This window comes from Halorientalis brevis (assembly GCF_023077655.1).
Genome location: NZ_JALLGV010000008.1, coordinates 33,790 through 50,664, shown reverse-complemented (window position 1 = coordinate 50,664; position 16,875 = coordinate 33,790). Strand labels below are relative to the sequence as shown.

At 67.0% G+C, this 16,875-nt stretch carries 15 protein-coding genes; 6 read left to right on the top strand and 9 right to left on the bottom strand.

Annotated elements, in window-relative coordinates:
- The first annotated feature begins 1 nt into the window (after position 1).
- The 4 genes from cheA (at position 2) to MU553_RS18100 (ending at position 5,072) form a co-directional block, all read left to right on the top strand.
- Complete coding sequence (gene cheA, locus MU553_RS18115; RefSeq protein WP_247380282.1) at positions 2-1,984, top strand: chemotaxis protein CheA; 1,983 nt, start codon at positions 2-4, stop codon at positions 1,982-1,984.
- A gap of 64 nt (positions 1,985-2,048) precedes the next feature.
- Complete coding sequence (locus tag MU553_RS18110) at positions 2,049-2,867, top strand: CheR family methyltransferase (protein WP_247380279.1); 819 nt, start codon at positions 2,049-2,051, stop codon at positions 2,865-2,867.
- Positions 2,867-4,114: a HEAT repeat domain-containing protein gene (locus MU553_RS18105; RefSeq protein ID WP_247380276.1), complete on the top strand. Its 1,248-nt coding sequence runs from the start codon at positions 2,867-2,869 to the stop codon at positions 4,112-4,114. Before MU553_RS18110 ends, MU553_RS18105 begins: the two co-directional genes overlap by 1 nt.
- A 91-nt stretch (positions 4,115-4,205) precedes the next feature.
- Positions 4,206-5,072, top strand: a complete 867-nt coding sequence (locus MU553_RS18100; RefSeq protein WP_247380273.1) for a CheF family chemotaxis protein — start codon at positions 4,206-4,208, stop codon at positions 5,070-5,072.
- 21 nt (positions 5,073-5,093) lie between these two features.
- Here the strand turns inward: MU553_RS18100 and MU553_RS18095 are convergent, their stop codons facing one another.
- From MU553_RS18095 to MU553_RS18085, 3 genes are all read right to left on the bottom strand, one after another.
- The gene (locus MU553_RS18095; protein WP_247380270.1) at positions 5,094-5,966 is read right to left on the bottom strand and encodes a CheF family chemotaxis protein; all 873 of its coding nucleotides are present in this window, start codon (positions 5,964-5,966) and stop codon (positions 5,094-5,096) included.
- A gap of 126 nt (positions 5,967-6,092) precedes the next feature.
- Positions 6,093-6,530, bottom strand: a complete 438-nt coding sequence (locus MU553_RS18090; protein WP_247380267.1) for a DUF7112 family protein — start codon at positions 6,528-6,530, stop codon at positions 6,093-6,095.
- Positions 6,530-6,919 carry a 30S ribosomal protein S6e gene (locus tag MU553_RS18085; protein ID WP_247380265.1) on the bottom strand — a complete coding sequence of 130 codons (390 nt, stop codon included), beginning with the start codon at positions 6,917-6,919 and terminating at the stop codon, positions 6,530-6,532. The genes MU553_RS18090 and MU553_RS18085 overlap by 1 nt, the downstream gene beginning before the upstream one ends.
- Before the next feature lie 155 nt (positions 6,920-7,074).
- On the opposite strand from MU553_RS18085, the gene MU553_RS18080 reads away from it, so the two are divergent.
- Positions 7,075-7,371: a WNWW family protein gene (locus MU553_RS18080; RefSeq protein WP_247380262.1), complete on the top strand. Its 297-nt coding sequence runs from the start codon at positions 7,075-7,077 to the stop codon at positions 7,369-7,371.
- A gap of 120 nt (positions 7,372-7,491) precedes the next feature.
- Positions 7,492-9,318, top strand: a complete 1,827-nt coding sequence (locus MU553_RS18075) for an ABC1 kinase family protein (RefSeq protein WP_247380259.1) — start codon at positions 7,492-7,494, stop codon at positions 9,316-9,318.
- A gap of 1 nt (position 9,319) precedes the next feature.
- Here MU553_RS18075 and MU553_RS18070 read toward each other — a convergent pair whose 3' ends face one another.
- The 6 genes from MU553_RS18070 to MU553_RS18045 are packed head-to-tail and all read right to left on the bottom strand — an operon-like array spanning position 9,320 to position 16,734.
- Entirely contained in the window at positions 9,320-10,192 is an 873-nt protein-coding gene (locus MU553_RS18070) for a DUF58 domain-containing protein (protein WP_247380255.1), read from the bottom strand.
- Positions 10,189-11,139, bottom strand: coding sequence for an AAA family ATPase (locus MU553_RS18065; RefSeq protein ID WP_247380252.1), 951 nt, complete (start codon positions 11,137-11,139; stop codon positions 10,189-10,191). Before MU553_RS18065 ends, MU553_RS18070 begins: the two co-directional genes overlap by 4 nt.
- Positions 11,132-11,962, bottom strand: a complete 831-nt coding sequence (locus tag MU553_RS18060) for a DUF7502 family protein (RefSeq protein WP_247380249.1) — start codon at positions 11,960-11,962, stop codon at positions 11,132-11,134. Before MU553_RS18060 ends, MU553_RS18065 begins: the two co-directional genes overlap by 8 nt.
- Positions 11,955-12,605, bottom strand: a complete 651-nt coding sequence (locus MU553_RS18055) for a hypothetical protein (RefSeq protein WP_247380245.1) — start codon at positions 12,603-12,605, stop codon at positions 11,955-11,957. The genes MU553_RS18060 and MU553_RS18055 overlap by 8 nt, the downstream gene beginning before the upstream one ends.
- Complete coding sequence (locus tag MU553_RS18050; protein ID WP_247380243.1) at positions 12,602-14,932, bottom strand: vWA domain-containing protein; 2,331 nt, start codon at positions 14,930-14,932, stop codon at positions 12,602-12,604. The genes MU553_RS18055 and MU553_RS18050 overlap by 4 nt, the downstream gene beginning before the upstream one ends.
- On the bottom strand, positions 14,932-16,734 hold the full coding sequence (locus MU553_RS18045; protein ID WP_247380240.1) for a DUF7408 domain-containing protein: 1,803 nt from the start codon (positions 16,732-16,734) through the stop codon (positions 14,932-14,934). The genes MU553_RS18050 and MU553_RS18045 overlap by 1 nt, the downstream gene beginning before the upstream one ends.
- Positions 16,735-16,875 lie beyond the last annotated feature (141 nt).

The following is a 16,875-nucleotide window of genomic DNA, read 5'->3' as shown; positions in this document are numbered from 1 at the left end:
CATGGTTGACGAACAATATCTCGACGCATTCATCCGCGAAAGCGAGGAAGCGATCACGGAACTGAACAACTCGCTACTCGACCTGGAGTCGGACCCCGACAACCAGGAGGCGATGGACTCGATCTTCCGGACGGCCCACACGCTGAAAGGGAACTTCGGCGCGATGGGGTTCGACGACGCCAGCGACCTCGCCCACGCCGTCGAGGACCTCTTAGACGAGATGCGCGAGGGGAACATGGAGGTCACCCCGGAGATCATGGACATGATCTTCGACGGCGTCGACCAGATCGAAGTCATCGTCGGCGAGATCGAACAGAACGGCGAGTCCTCGACCGATACCAGCGAGATGGTCGACGAGATTCGCGGCGTGCTCGAAGACGGGCCGCCGGCGGGCGACGCCACCACAGACGACACGAGTGACGACACGAGCGACGACGTCGAGACGGCGGCAACGAGTGGCGACGACGATGTCTCCGTCGACGAATCGACGTTCGCTGACGCGGGCGTCGACGCCGACTCGGCCTATCAGGTCCGCATCGAGATGGGCGACAGCGACATGAAGGGCGTCGACGGCATGCTGGTCGTCGAGTCCGTCGCCGGCGCCTTCGAGCTGCTCGCGGCGTCGCCCGACCGCGCGGACATCGAGAACGGCGAGTACGACGACGGGTTCGACCTGCTCGTCGACGCGGACGACGCCGACGCGATCGAGTCCGAACTCGACACCACGAGCAAACTCGACGAGTACGGCGTTGCCGAGATCGACGACATCGGCGAGAGCGAGGAGAGCGACGACAGCGACAGTAGCGGCGGGAGCAGTCGGTCGGCCTCGTCGGCCGACTCCTCCGTCGACGAGATCAAGTCCGTCCGGGTCGACGTCGACCAGCTCGACGAACTCCACGGCCAGGTCGAACAGCTGGTCACGAGCCGAATCAAGCTCCGCCGAGCAGTCGACGAGCGGGACATGGACAGCGCCAGCGAGAACTTGAACGAGCTGGACAAGATCTCGGCGAACCTCCAGAACACGGTGATGGACATGCGGCTCATCCCGCTGAAGAAGGTCGTCGGGAAGTTCCCGCGACTCGTGCGGGACCTCGCCCGGGAACTCGACAAGGAGGTCAACTTCGAGATCGAGGGCGAGGACATCGAACTCGACCGCACCATCCTGACGGAAATCTCCGACCCCCTGATGCACATCCTGCGAAACGCAGTCGACCACGGCATCGAGCCGCCCGCAGAGCGCGAAGAACTCGGCAAACCCCGCGAAGGGAACGTCGAACTGCGCGCGACCCGGGAACGCGACCACGTCATCATCGAAGTCGAAGACGACGGGGCCGGCCTCGCGGTCGAGGACATTCGCGAGCAGGCGATCGAGCACGACTTCAAAACCGAAGAGGAGCTCGACAAGATGGACGAGTCGGACATCTACGACCTCGCGTTCCATCCGGGGCTCTCGACGAAAGAGGAAGTGACCGACACGAGCGGGCGCGGCGTCGGGATGGATGTCGTCCACGACACCGTCACGCAGCTCGACGGGTCGGTCAGCGTCGACAGCGAACCCGGCGAGGGGACGACCGTCTCGCTGCGGTTGCCGGTGACGATGGCCATCGTCAAGGTCCTCTTTGTCCAGGTCGGCGACGAGCAGTACGGCGTCCCGATCAAGAACATCGACGAGATCAGCCAGAAAAACGACGTCAAGATCGTCAACGGCGAGGAAGTCATCGAACACAACGACGAGATCTATCCGATCGTGAAACTCGCCGACGCGTTCGACGTCCCGAACGCCAAGACCAACGGCGACGGGATGCTCGTCCGCATCCGCGAGTCCGAGCGACAGGTCGCACTCCAGTGTGACGCCGTCACCCAGCAGGAGGAAGTCGTCGTCAAGCCCCTCGAAGGGATCCTCAGTGGCACGCCGGGCCTCTCGGGGACCGCCGTGCTCGGCGACGGGAACATCGTCCACATCCTCGACGTGGTGACGCTGTGAAGCGAGCACGCGACCGGTCGCTCCCGGCCGTCACCCACACCCAACACCCTGACACTCCACACAAATGACAGACAGTAGGCAGGAGTCGCCAGAAGCGTTCGACCGATTGCTCGACTACATCGAGGCGGACGTCGGGTTCGAGACCGGGTTCTACAACGACGCCTATCTCGACCGGCGGATCACCGCACGGATGCGCCGCACGGGAGCCGACACCTACGAGGAGTACCTCTCGCAGTTGCAGGGCAACGACGAGGAAGCCGACTCGCTGCTCGACTCGCTGTCGATCAACGTGACGGGCTTTTTCCGGAACCCCGAGGCGTGGGAGGGGATCCGGTCGGTGTTGCAGACCCTGACCGACGAGCGTCGCAAGGTGCGCATCTGGAGCGCGCCCTGTGCCGACGGCCGAGAGCCGTACTCGCTCGCCATGCTGGCGCTCGACGACCCCGACATTCAGGATCGGCGCGTCTCGATCCTGGGAACGGACATCAGCGAGGACTCCCTGGAGATCGGACGCGCGGGCGTCTACGAGACGTCCCAGACGACAGACATCGCCGAGGAGCTCGCGCCGCTGGACGACTACGAGCCGTACGTCGACCAGGACGGCAACCGCTTCGAGATGCGCGAGCAGGTCAAAGACCTCATCACCTTCGAGAAACACGACCTCATCCGCGGTGACCCGAAACGGAACTTCGATCTCGTGTTGTGTCGCAACCTGCTGATCTACATCGACACGGAGTACAAGGTGCCGATCTTCGAGACGATCGAGGGGTCGCTCCGTGACAGCGGGTACCTGGTCATCGGCATGACCGAGACGCTCCCCCACGAGTGTCGCGACACGTTCGAGGCGGAGGACAAACGACATCGGATCTACCGGAAAGCATAATGTCACTGTTCCAGTTCGAGCGAGAGGGCAACGTCGAGAAGCTGTTGAGCGTCACGCGAACCAGTGACAACCCGGAGGTGAAGGCACGGGCCGCGAAGATCCTTGGCGAGTTCGACGAGGAGACACGGGAGGGCCACGACGTGACCGGGCGACTAGTCAAGATGGTCGAGGAAAGCGACAGCCGGAAGGTCACGTCGGCCTCGATCGACGCCCTCAACGAGATCGGCCAGCCCGCGATCGAGGAACTGATCTCCGATCTCGCGGGCATCGAGCTCGGCGACGACCAGCAGGCCGACTGGGCGAAGGCGAAGGCGTTCGCGAAAGCCCTGAACGCCGACATCCCCGAGTTGCGGATGGCCGCCGCGAACGCGATCGGCGAACTCGGGAAGGCCGACGTGCTCCCGCAGTTGCTGGAGACGCTCGACGACCCCGACCCGCGGGTGCGAGCACGCGCCGCCCGCGCCGCCGGCCGGATCGAAGACGCCAGGGCCTGCGACGCGCTCATCGAGCGGCTGAAAGACCCGAAAGCCCAGGTCCGTCAGGAGGCCGCCGAGGCGCTGGGGACCATCAGCAACCGCCAGGCGCTGAACGCCCTGCTCAACATGTTCGACGACGAGCGGGCAGTGATCCGGCGAATCGCCGTCGGGGCGATGGGGAACTTCGGCAACGCCAAACCGGTCGACGGCCTGATCGAGGCGCTCTCCGACGACAACCCCTCGGTGCGCCGGACGGCCGTCTACTCGATCATCGAGTTGCTCTCGAACGTGCCGACCCAGCAGAGCCACCAGATCCGGGAGACCGTCGTCGAGAAGTTGAACGAAACCGACGACAAGAGCGTCATCGTCCCGCTGGTGGACATCCTAGAGGAGAGCACCCAGAACCGCCAGCGGCGAAACACGGCCTGGTTGCTCGGGCGGGTCACCGGCACGGACAGCGAGGGGTACAGCCGCGTCGTCGAAGCGCTCGTCGACACGCTCGACGACGACGACCAGATGACGGCTCAGTTCGCGGCGACGAGCCTCGCGGAGATCGGCGGTACCCAGGTCGAAACGCGACTGCTCGACGTCGTCGACGACAAGAGCTACGACGACGACGTCCGGGCCCAGGCGGTGTTCACCCTGGGGAAAGTCGGCGGCGAGCGCAGTCGCAAACGACTGGACGACCTCATCGACAAGACCGACAACGAGCAGATGCGCAAGAAGGCGTTCGCGGCCATCTCGAAGCTCGGTGGCCGAGGAGTGCAGTAATGTGTCAGCGACCCCGTGTTTCGAACGGGCGAGTGAGACGAAAGTTAATACCATCCGGGAACAAACGATCCGATAATATCGGCTACGACGCATGAGCGAGGGTGAGCACAAGCTCGATGATTCGCAGGGAAAATTCGCCCAGGTAGTCAAGAACGGGCGACGACTCAACGACATCGATTGGCAAAACGGCCGGATTATCCTCACGAACAAGCGGATCGTGCTCGTGAGCAACGAGGGCAAGCGGACGATCGCGCTCTCGGAACTCGACGGCCTGAAAGGCCGCGTCGACGTCAACCAGACCATCGCCCAGGTGTCCGGCTACCTCTCGCTCCAGATGGGCAAGGACGTCATGCTCGTCGCCCCGGACAACACCGAGGAGTTCAAGACGAAGCTGTTCAAGGCCCTGCTCGACCAGAGCATTATCCTGGCGAAACACCCCGCCGTCAAGGGCGGCGTGATCCAGGACTCCGAGTGGCAGAAAGGCCGACTCAAGGTCGACGAGGGCGAGGTCGACCTCGCGCTGTCGAACGGGAAGTTCATCGAGATCGATCTCGACGACATCGGCGGCGTCGAGCAAGGCGAACGGACGGTGATGGACCAGGAGCGGCTCGTCCTCGAAGTCGAACACACCGAAGGCGCGAGCACGAGCGTCCAGACGCATCTGTCGGGCAAACGCCGCGACATGTCCTTTCTCCACAGTCTCCTCCGCGAGGGCGAACAGCGCGCGGAGGTGAACGCCGACCTCAGCGAACGCGAACACGAGGTGCTGATGGCGCTGTATTCCGGCGTGTCGCCGTTCGAGATTCCGAACTTCGTCGACATGGACGTCGACCGCGTCGAGGAAGTGTACGACCGCCTCATCGAACTCGACATTCTGGAGGAAGTCCGCACCCGCAAGGAAGTCACGCTCAAAGCGCGTGGCCGGAACATCGCGAGCGACGCGATCAACGAGCGGTAGCGGACGTGGCGTCGGTGCGCCTCAAACGTTGACGTCTTCGAGCTTGTTGCTGACGATGATCCGACCCTTCGCCGTGAGTTGCGTACTGTCGGTGCCGTCCCGGATCAGATCCTGCTCCGTGAGGTCGTTGAGCATCATCGTCACCTGGCTGGGCTCCTTGTCGAGGATGCCAGCCAGGGAGACGCCGGGGTCGGCAGAGTAAACCGCGACGAGGAGTTCGGTTTCCTCCTCGGACAGCTCGACGTCCTCCAGTTCCTCCGTGATCTCGCTGTACTCCAGGCGGAGATACCGCCCGAGGAGGCTCATCTTGCGCGCGGAGTCGATCGCCGCAAGCGAGGTGACCGCCTGGCCGTTCTGCATGTGCCGGACGGACAGCACTTCCCGCGACGCGCCGGCGATTTCGCGTTTCTTCTGGTCGAAGTTCGTCACCGTCGAGAGGTCGACGGTGAACGACGTGTCGGAACCCTTGAACACGACTTTCCGCCGTTTGAGCAGCAGCTTCGCGGTGTAGAACTCCTCGCCGGTGACCCGGCCACCGATCTGGGCGGGGTGTTTGACCATCATGGTCGTCCCGTTCAACAGGACCTTGAACAGCACCGTCGAGAACTTCTCGATTTTCTCGTCGCTGGCTTCGACGGCCGCGATGTGACGCTGGCTGTTCGTGTTGAACGCGATAGTCACCGTCGAGTCGAAGAAGGCACCGAAATCCGGCGGCACTTTCCCGACGGCTACGTCGAAGATCCTCGAGAGCGGAATCGTCAGTTTGTCCGAATCAGTCGCCAACACCAGTCGCTTCTTGCTGAGAAGGATGCGCCCCCTGATGGGTTCGGCCCCACCGGCAGCGGCGCTCGTGTTGAATTTACCGACGAAATCCGCAATCACTGATTCCGACATGTGTACGATGCTGTCTGATACTCGCTGTTTGGACGGACGAGTATTGAGCGTTACGTGCTCACAGCCGTAGTTGGTGACAGCACTTCGACACCTAAAAGCGTTCGCCGAATATCGAGTCGGGAGCAGTCACCCGTCGAGGTCGCGCGCGATGGAAGCGAGGCTGTCGTTCGGTGGTTCCGTCGCCTCGTAGACCGCCCGCTCGCCGGGTGCGCGCAGTCCGAACTTGAATCCGTCCGTGACGACGTCCAGCAGCACCGAATCGCCGACGGCCACGCTGGTTCCCGCAACCCACTCAGCGAGTCTGTTCTCTCCGTCGCCCGGCGAGCGTGCCAGCGTCGGCGTGTCGTATGCGCCTTTGAACACGGGCACGCCGTCGAGGTCCTGCTCGACGCGAGCGTGATACGTCTGTTCGTCGAACACGACCTGGACGACCTCGTCGGACGGCACGGCGTCGGCCGCAGCGTCGGGGACGACGACCTTGTGGCGGTCGGTCCGCCCCACGCGCTCGACGGTCGCCCGGTGGGTATCGACGGCGTCGTGGTCGCTGGGAACGCGCTCTGGCACTACTCTTCGTCGCCGCCGAGCAGCTCTTCGACGGACTGGGAGCCGCGGTCGACGATCTTGGCGTTGATCTGGCGAGTCTCTTCGCTGATCTCGCCGCCGCGGACGGTCACGCGCTTGCGCTCGCCGTCACGGCTCGGCTCGTAGCCGGTGCCGCCGTCCAGCAGCACTGCCTTCGTGCCGGCGCCGCGCACGTCGCTTCGCATCGGTCGGCCCGCGGTGTCGGAGCCACCGGTCAGTTCCAGCGTGTAGCCGTCGAGACCGACGGCGCTACCCTCGACCTCCTCGCCGAGCGAGCGGCCGATGAATCGGTTCGCGTCCTGTCCCTCTGCGTCCAGCTGGTGACTGTCGCCGTTCTCCGGGTCCGCGACGACGACGGTGAAATCTGCCATTGGTGGCCGAAAACAGTCCGTCCCGAATAAAAACCCTGTCGAACTGCAGTTGCCCGGCGCGACCAGTCATCGACGTGCCAGTCGCCCCACAGGGCTGCCGTGGACGATCGACCGCCTTCGAGAGGGTAAAGTACGTTCGGCCCTCCAGTTAGTACGTGGACAGTAAAGAGCTAGATCGCGCACTGGCCGACGCGTTCGAGGGGAGCGAGGAGGCCCGGCGCGTCGTCGGGAGGCAGGCCCGTGACCTGGCCGACTCCGGGAAGATCGCGGACGAACTCGGGTTCGAGTTGACGCCCGAGGACGTCGTCTCGAACCTCCAGGACGCCCCGGACGACCACGACCTCGTCGAGCGCTGGAACTGGTGGCTCGGCTCCCTAGAACTCTCTCACGGCGGCTACAACCGGTTCCGGGTCCGCCCCGACGCGATCCAGGACGGAGACGGATTGTCGTAACTGTTTCCCGCGACGACCGACCGGTATCGGGCGGTCGATGCGGACATGACTTGCAACAGTCCGTATGACGGCGGAACCACCACGGCCTTCCGTCAGCCCGTCGTAGACCGCCAAACGACGATGTCGGAGCCGTCAGCGGCCACGCCAGGGGGTGACGAAACCACCGACAGCGACGCGGCCGACGCGCGGTCCGACCCCAGCGCTCACACCGACGTGCGCTGGCTCCGACTGCGCGTGGCATGGCGACTGCTCGTCGTCACCTGGCGGTTCCTCCCGCTCGTTCTCACGTACGCGCGCGACAAACGCCGCTTCCTCCTGTTCGGCAGCGGCCGATCGGTCACCCCCGACCAGCAGGTCGCCCGTGCCCAGCGGTTGCTCGACACCCTCGTCGCGCTGGGACCGACGTTCATCAAAGTCGGCCAGATCCTCTCGACGCGTCCCGACGTGCTCCCCGGCCCGTACATCGCGGTGCTCACTCGGCTCCAGGACCGCGTCCCGCCGGCCGACTGGGCGGCGGTGCAGCCGATCCTCGAGGCGGAACTCGGCCCCGTCGACGAGGCGTTCGACGAGTTCGACACGGAGCCGATCAGCGGCGCGAGTCTCGGCCAGGTGTACACCGCGCGCGTCGAGGGCGAGCGCGTGGCCGTGAAGGTGCTGCGGCCGAACATCCGTCGGCGCGTCGAGGCGGACCTCCGGGTGATCGACGCGCTGACGCCACTCCTCGTCCGCGGTGCCGAACCCGGCCAGGCCTTTACCCTGGAGAACCTGGCCGACGAGTTCGCCGCGACCATCCGCGAGGAGATGGACTACCGCCACGAGGCCCGGATGTTACAGACCGTTCGCGAGAACTTCGCGGACGAGCCGAAGATCAGGGTGCCCCGAGCGATCGACTCGCACTCGAGCGACCGCGTCATCACGATGGAGTACGTCGACGGCACGAAGATCACCGACACCGAGACGCTGGACGCGAAAGGCATCGACCGCGAGCAACTGGTCGTTCGCCTGGAAGAAGCCTACATCGAGATGGTGCTCGAACACGGCCTGTTCCACGCCGATCCACACCCCGGCAATCTCGCCGTCCAGGACGACGGCACCATCGTCTTCTACGACTTCGGCATCACCGGCCAGATCAGTCCGGGCCTGCAAGAGGAGATCTTCGAGTTCTACGTCGCCATCGCTCGCAACGACATCGACGGCCTCATCGACGCGTTCGTCGGCATGGGCGCGCTCGACCCGACGGCCGACCGACGGCTCATGCGCGAGATGTTCGAGCTCGTCCTCGAGAGTTTCCGCGGCCGGGACGTCGACCAGTACCGCGTCCAGCAACTCGTCGCCGACTTCCAGAAAGAGCTGTACGAGTTCCCCCTGCGCCTGCCCCAGGAACTGGCGCTCATCGTCCGCGTGACCACGGTGCTAGAGGGCGTCTGCCGGACGCTCGATCCCGAGTTCGACCTCATCGCGCTCATCACCGACTACGTCCGGGAGGAAGGATACGCCCAGCAGGGCGTCGAACAGGCGTTCGGGCAGGCCCGCGAGGAACTCGAAGCGCTCACGCGAGCGCTGGTGACGACCGGCCCGACCCTCGAACGCGTCCTCGAGTCGGCCGACCGCGACGACCTCCGCGTGCAAACCGCCATCCGTGACGAGAGCGACGTGTTCGACCAGTTGGCCAAGCAGGTCGTCCTCGGCTTCACGTTCGTCGGGTCAGTGCTCGCCGCGCTCGTCCTCTTTCTCGGCGGGGACCGGCCGGAAGCGGGCGTCGCCGTCGGCGGTGCGGCCCTCTCGCTCGGTCTCGTCTACTGGTCGCTCCGCGAGCAGTCGGGGATCAGAGCCAAGCCGCAGTTCACGCGCCAGAGCCTCCGCCAGCGCGAGCAACAGCGCACAGAGGAGGACGCGAGCGGCTACGCACAGGCCTACGGAGAGGTCGGCGACGAGGACGGTAGGTAGGTCACTCCACCCACACCTCGCCGAAGGAGTCGAAAAAGTCCGCGCCGGTGTCGACGGCCACGTAGCGAGCGGCCAGCCGATCGGCGATCGCTTCGATCTCGTCGCGGTGCTCCTGGAAGCGGTCGCGATACGTGCGCTCGACGTGCGAGCCGAAGTAGGTCCGCAGCTTCGTGTCACGCTCCGGATCGCGGAAGATCGTATCGCCCCGGGCCGGCGGGTCCAGCTCGTCGGGCGCGATGACGTGGGCCAGAACGAGATCGTTGCGCTGGAGCGCGCTCAGGCCGGCTTCGACCGTCTCGGGGTCTTCGAGGAAGTCGCTGACCACGAGGACGAGCGACTTCGAGTCGATGGTGGCGGCGTAGTCCTCGCAGGCCCGCTGGAAGTACGTCTCCGCCGCGGGTTCGGTCTCGTTGAACACGTCCACGAGTCGCAGGACCTCGCCCTGAGAGGTGCGGCTTCGGTCCAGGCGGTCGAACGTCTCCGAGAGGAGCGACACCCGGAAGTCGTTGTGCTCGGCGGCGGCCAGCGAAGCGAAGCCCAGGCCGAGTTTCGCCGCGTACTCGAACTTGTGGGGCGTGCCGACCTCGGCGCGGTCGCCGCCGAAGTCCATGGACGCGCTGGCGTCGACGAGGACGTGGACGGTCAGGTTGCGCTCGGCCTCGAACTGCTTGATGTACAGCTCTTCGGTGCGGGCGTAGACGCGCCAGTCGATGAGGCGCGTGTCGTCGCCGGGCGCGTAGTTGCGGTGGTCGCTGAACGTCAGCCCTTCGCCCACGTCGGTCGAGCGCTGGTGGCCCTGCTGGACGGTCTCGACGCGCCGCTGGAGCGAGGCGTCGTACCGCGCCAGTTCGTCCAGGAAGGCCGGTTCGATCATAGCAGTTGCTCGATGGCGTCGTCGGGAGTCACGCCGTCGCGTTCGGCCCGGAAGTCCACGACGACGCGGTGGCGCAGGACCGGTTTCGCCATCGCCTCGATGTCCTCGCTGGCGACGTGCGTGCGCCCGATCATGAACGCGCGGGCCTTCGCCAGCACGACCAGGCCCATGCTCGCGCGGGGACTGGCACCGTAGTCGAGCAGATCGGAGTCGCGGGTCGCCCGCACCAGATCGACCACCCGGTCCCGGAGGTCCTCGGCGATGGGGATCTGCCTGACGAGTTCCTGGGCCACGAGCAGATCCTCGGTGGACAGCGCCTGCTCGACGGGGATGTCGTCGTCGACCTGGCCGGTGTAGCGGTCGACGATCTCCCGCTCGGCCTCGGCGTCGGGGTAGTCGACGAGCACTTTCGCCAGGAAGCGGTCCTTCTGGGCTTCCGGCAGGGGGTAGACGCCCTCCTGTTCGACCGGGTTCTGGGTCGCCAGCACGAAGAAGGGGTCCGGGAGCTTGCGGGTCTCCCCGCCGGCGGTGACCTGGCGTTCCTGCATCGCCTCCAGCAGTGCGGCCTGGGTTTTGGGCGTCGCGCGGTTGATCTCGTCGGCGAGCACGACGTTCGCGAAGATGGGGCCGGGCTGGAACGTGAACTCCCGTCCCTCGCGCGTGTCGCGGATGATCTCCGTGCCGGTGATGTCCGAGGGCATCAGGTCCGGCGTGTTCTGGATGCGGGAAAACGAGCAGTCCGTGACTTCCGCGATGGTCCGGACGAGCATCGTCTTCCCCAGCCCGGGCGTGCTTTCGAGCAGGGCGTTCCCGTCGGCCAGCAAGCAGGCGAGCACCTGATCGAGGACGTGCTCCTGGCCGACGAGGCGCCGACGCACCTGGGTGCGAGCGTTCTGAAGTCTGTCCTGCAGTCGGTCGACCTTCTCCTGATCTATCTTCTCAGTCATCTGAATCACGCGCGTTGAGCCGCAGGTTGTACTCGCGGACGAGGTCCGCGTCGCCGAGGTTCTGTTCGGCGTCGTATCCAGCCCGTTGTGCCGCGACGGGGTCGGTGTCGGCCACGAAGCCGGAGTCGTCGTAGGCGTGTTCCTCGTCGCCCTCCTGGCCGCCGCGGCCGGCCGAGATGTTGGTCGACAGGTCGTCGTCTCCGCGGTCGACGTCCTTGGGCTCCCCGAGGACGTCGTCGCCGTCCTGGAGCCGGGAGTCCCCGTTGTCCGTGCTGCTGACGGGACCGCCGGGAGTCCGCTCGTCCGTCTCGTTGGCGGGCGGGCCGGCCGCAGGTCCGAGGGAGATGCCGGCGACTGCGGCCTGGATGGTGAGGACGCTGACCAGCAGGACCACGACGACGCTCCCCCCGAGCCAGCGGGTGTCGACGAAGCCGGCGGCGCTGGTCCCCTTGAGTTTCGCGATGACGTCGTCGTACAGCCGCGCGGCCATCGGCGAGCCGTCCGCGGCCTCGGCGGCGTCGCGGGCCGTCCGCAACGCCTCGGCGACCTCGGGATTGGTCGCCTCGAACCGCTCGACGGTGTAGTAGTGGACGCGAAGCCCGAACTCGACGCCGAACGCGAGGAGGCCCACGACGGCGGCCAGCACCGTCGACCCGTCGATGGGACCGACCGGCGGCAGGGAAACGCCGGCAACGAGCACGCCGAGGTTGACGAGCAGGAACACGGCCACGGCGTCCACGACGGCGTGCATGCCGGCGGCCTTGTACCCCTCGCGGCGGATCTCCCGGATCGCCTCCTGGATCGTCTCACGCTGGTCAGTCATAGCCGTACTCCCTGCAGACGTCACTGTCTGTCACGTTCTCGTTCCTGCACAGCGTCCGGATGTCCATCCGCTGGTCGTCGTTCTCGTTTTCCAGTCCGGAGATCGTCTCGTTTTTCTCGTTGAGCAGCCGCTCCTGCCTGTTCACGGCCGTTTCCAGAGCCGAGTTCTCGTCGAGCAGTTCCTCGTTCCGTTCGTCGAGGTTCTCGTTGCGGGATTCGAGGCGCTCGACGTCGTCCTGCAGGTCCTGGTTCTCGTCACGTAACGACGACACCTGCTCGGAGAGGGTGTTCCTCTCGGTACGGAGATCCGAAATCCGGGTTCGCGCCTGTGAGAGGGCGTCTTTCGTCCGTTTCAGTTCGGTCTCGGTCTCGTTGAGTCGGGTCGTGAGGTTGCGAATGTCGGTCTGTCGGGTCGTCAGGCTGTCGTTGATGCGCTGGAGTTTCGCCTCCGTCCGGTTGAGTTGCGCGCGAGTCGTCGCGAGTCGCTGTTCGAGCCGTTCGTTCTCCGTGCGCAACGTCTGTTCTCGCCCGCTGACGTCCTCGACCGACGACTCGTAGTAGACGGTCGCACCGGCGGTGCCGACGACCGACAGGCCGACGAGGACGACGAGCACGGTGTTGAGTCTGGTTCCGATGAGCGTCATGATTTGATGCGGTGGAGTCTGCGAGCGCTGACTTCGAGGAGGTACAGGAGGAGCGCGCCCAGGAGGACGAGCCACGTCCACTCGCGGGTGACCGTCCGAACCCCGGTCGCGTCCCGGCGAACCTGCTCGGCGATGGCGGCCGCCTCGGTCGGTTCGAAGACCCGGCCCCCGGTCGTCCCGACGGCGTCCCGGAGCGACGCCGACTGCCCGTAGGCAGCGTACTCCCTGGGGTAGTTCACGGCGTACTCCGCGCCGAGGATCGACCCGTACCCCGGTTGCCCGGGTACGAACGTCGCCTCGTACTGCCCGTCGCCGGTCTGGGCGAACTGGACGCCCTTGGCCGCCGGTCGGGTAGCCCCCTCGTAGGTCACCGTGACGGGCGTGCCGACGCGAGCGTCGGTGACGTCGGTGACGCCCGTTTCGAGCCGCTCGGGGTCGCCGATGGCCCAGTTCACCGACTTCGTCACGCCGACGGAGTCCGGGGCCGAGAGCAGCCCCCCGAGCGTGCCGTCGCCGTCGTAGGCGGTGATCGCGACCGTGCGGCCGAGCCCGTACCGCCAGGCCGAGATGACGGGGTTGCCCGTCGGACCGGCGACGAGGAAGTCAGCGCGGTCGGCGGCGGCGACGGCGTGGGTTCGGTCGGGCGTCGCCTCGAACTGGACGCCGCTCGTGATGAAGTGGGAGCCGTCGACGACGGTGAGCCCGCCGCCCCGGTACTCCCGGGTCTCGCCGCCGAAGAGGATGCGCAGCCGGTTGGTCTCGTCGGCCCGGAGGTACGTGCCGTCACCGGCGTCGGCGACCGACGTCAGGTGGTCGTCGGCGACGTTCGTCCCGACGCCGATCGGGATGACCTGCACGCCGTCCTGGGCGGCCTCCGCGGCGGCACCCCTGGCGTCCCCGACCTGTGCGCGACCGTCGGTGAGGAGGATGACCGTCCCGCCGCCACCGCCGAGCATCTCGGTCGCGCCCTCGATCCCGGCGCTGACGTCCGTGCCACCGCTGCTCTGCAGGCGGCGGACCTGCCGGGACAGCGACTCGCGGGAGCTCCCCAGCACCGACAGGTCGGCGATGCGGTAGACGTTCCGATTGAACGCGACGAGGCCCACCTGGTTGCGGTCGCCCAGTTGGTCCAGCACGTCCAGCGCCAGCGACTGCTGGACGGACAGCGACCCCTTCGTACTCCCAGAGATGTCGACGGCGATGACGACGCGCGAGGTGCGACCGCCTTCGCCGATGGTGACCGGCAGCATCTCCGTCAGCAACGACTGGCGGTAGTTACCGTACTCGAAGGCGTTCTCGCCGCCGACCGTGACGAGGCCGGTCCCGTCGATGACCGCGCGCTGGAGCGCGCTCACGTTCCCGAGGTCCCTGGCGGCCACGTCCTGGACGACCACGGCGTAGTACCCCGAGAGATCGTTCGGGATCTGCCGCGCGCGGTCGACCTCGTAGACGTTCTCCAGGAACCCGCCGAGGGGGTACTCGCCGCGGGCGACGTAGAGGATCTTCGGCGGGTCGACGACCCGGACCGTCTTCCGGAACACGTCGTTGCGGTCGTGGACGTCCTCGCCCGTGATCCGCGCCGTGATGCGATGGCTCCCGGTCGACGTGAAGTTGTGCCTGAACTCGACGCCGCCACCGCCGTCGACCCGCTCGCTGATGACCTCCTGGCCGTCCACGGTGACCGTCAGCTGGACGGAGTCGTGCAGTTCGACGCCGCGGACGACGGCGCTGAACGTGTTCGCGACGCCCGTGCTGGTCTTGGCCGGCCCGTGGACGGAGACGGCTCGCTCGGTGGTCGTCGTCGAGAGGTTGACGGTGTGAATCGACGCGTTGACCTGCTCGGCGATGCCGGCCGCCGCTTCCAGCGAGCGCCCGTCGGTGACGCGGCCGTCCGAGACGACCAGAACGCTCCCGTTGGTCGAGAGCGCCCCCGAGACCGCGTCGCCGACCGGCGAGCGCCGCTCCGAGCCGACTCGTCGGGTGCGGACCTCGACGCCGCGGTCCTCGATCGCAGCGGCGAGTTCCCCGGGAGCGGCGTCCGTCGTCGCCATGCTGGCCGAGCGGTCGACGAGCATCGTCACCTGCGGGTCGCCAGACACCGACGCCGTCGCAAGCGTGTACGGCCCGGCCGCGGCCACCACCAGCAGGACGACGACGAGCGCCCGGGAAGCGAACACCAGCAGCCGGGTGCGCCCCGCGAACGTCGTCCCCTCACCGCGGCGGCGAAACAGCCAGCCCACCAGCAGGGCAACGACCGGGAGCGCGACGAGCGCGAGCGGATGCTGGAGTCCCGCGCGAACGCCGGCGACGGTGGTCTCGACGGCCATCAGAGATCACCTCGATAGCGGAGGAAGCCGAGTTCGCCCAGCACCAGCAGGACGGCGACGAGCAAAACCAGCGGCGTCAGGTCCTGTCGAACGGGCTCGGACGCGGCGCCGCTGGTAGTGACGTTGCCGCCGGCCACGTCGGGCGCGGGCGCAGTCAGGTTCGACTCGCTCGCCGACAGCAGGCTGGCGCTCGCCCGCCGGTCGGGCGTCCGGTACGTGCCGACGGCGTCGAGTCGGACCGCGGCCGCCGTCCGGGTGCCCCCGGGCGTCTCGACCGTCGTCCGGTTCGGCAACTGCAGCGTCGTGCCGGTCCGGTAGTTCAACTCGTCAGCGGACGGGCGGTCGGCGGCCCAGTGGATCGCGCCTTTCCAGAACACCGGATAGCGGTAGCTGTACCGGAACGCGGTCTGGTTCGGGAGGTACCCGTAGTAGAGGACGCGCCCGCCCGATCGGCGGGCCGTCGCGAGCAGCGGCGACCCGTCGCCGACGGTCACGAGCGCGTCCGCCCGGGCGGTGCTGGCACCCAGGTGCTCGTCGGGCGTCGGGAAGTCGAAGCCGTTCGTGAGCTCGTGGTCGGTGGCCGCGGTTTCGCCCGTCGTGTTGCGAACCGACTGCGGGTTCACCGGCAGCAGCGACCCGTAGCCGACCCGCCCCACGTCCGCCTGGCCCTGCACGACGAGGCCGCCGCCGTCGGCGACCGTCTTGCGGGCCAGTTCCTTCGTCGAGCCGAGCACGCGGTCGGAATCGACGTCCGCGAACACCACCACGTCGTAGCTGCCGGCAACGGAGGCCGGCGGCCGGCGAACCGTGAGGTCGACTGTGGGAATCACGTCGAGCGCGGTCCGGAGATTGCGGTTGTCGCCGTTGGTTATCAGCAGGGTGTCGACCGTTCGTTGCGCCGGGACGGTCACGTGCGCGACGTCGTCTGTCGGGAACGAGTCGCCCGGCGAGAGCCTCGCCGTCGCGCTCTGGGTCGGCAGCGGGAACGTCACAGACTGGACGTCGCCGGGTTCGAGCGAGAGCGAGCGCGAGCGGCCGGCGAGCGAGAGGGTGCGCTCGGCCGCAGTCTCGCCGGTGTTGGCGACCGAGACGGTGACCCGCTGGGAGCCGAACTGCCGGTCGACGATCCCGACGTTCTCGTCGCCACCGCCGGCGAACTGACGGAGCGAGACGTCCAGTCCCGACGCGCGCGCCGTCTGGACGGCGCCCTGCCAGTCCCCGCCGTCGCCGGCGAAGTCGCTGAACACCACAATGCGACTCTCCGACCCCGCGAGCGCCGTCGCACGGCTGATCGCCCCCCGGAGGTCGCCCGGTGCGTCCGTGACGGCGAGGTCGTCGAGGGACGTTTTCGCGTCGCCCGGACTCACTCTCTCGGCCGGGACGCGCGTGGTCGCCCCGGCGACGACGACGGTCGTCGGCGTGCCGACCGACTGTTTGGCCGCCGCGACCGCTTTGGCGAACCGCGTACCGTCGCCGGTGTCGGTCGCCATGCTGGCGGAGGCGTCGACGACCAGCACCGTCGGCTGTGCGCTGGCAGCCTGCGTGACCGTCACGTACGGGGCGGCCAGCGCGACGGCGAGCAAACTGATCACGAGCAGCTGGAGGAACAGGAGGAGGTTCCGTCGCAGCCGTTCGAACACCGGGTTCGAGCCGCCCTCGTCCGGGTCTGACTGGAGGAACTGGACCGTCGGCAACGCCAGTTCCCGCGGGTCCGGCTGGATGAGGTACAGTAGCAGCAGTGGCACCACACCCACCAGCGCTGCGAGCCCGAGAGGGGACGCGAAGACATCAGCGAGCGGCATATATTGAACAGGGGACCAGTCGGGTCACGTGGCTGTTCGACGGCCGACACCATAATCCCCGGGGAGGCTGCAACCCTCGTTTGAACTTGTGACCGAGTGACAACCCGTCGGTCGAACCGAGCAACGGAAAGGGCCAGCGAG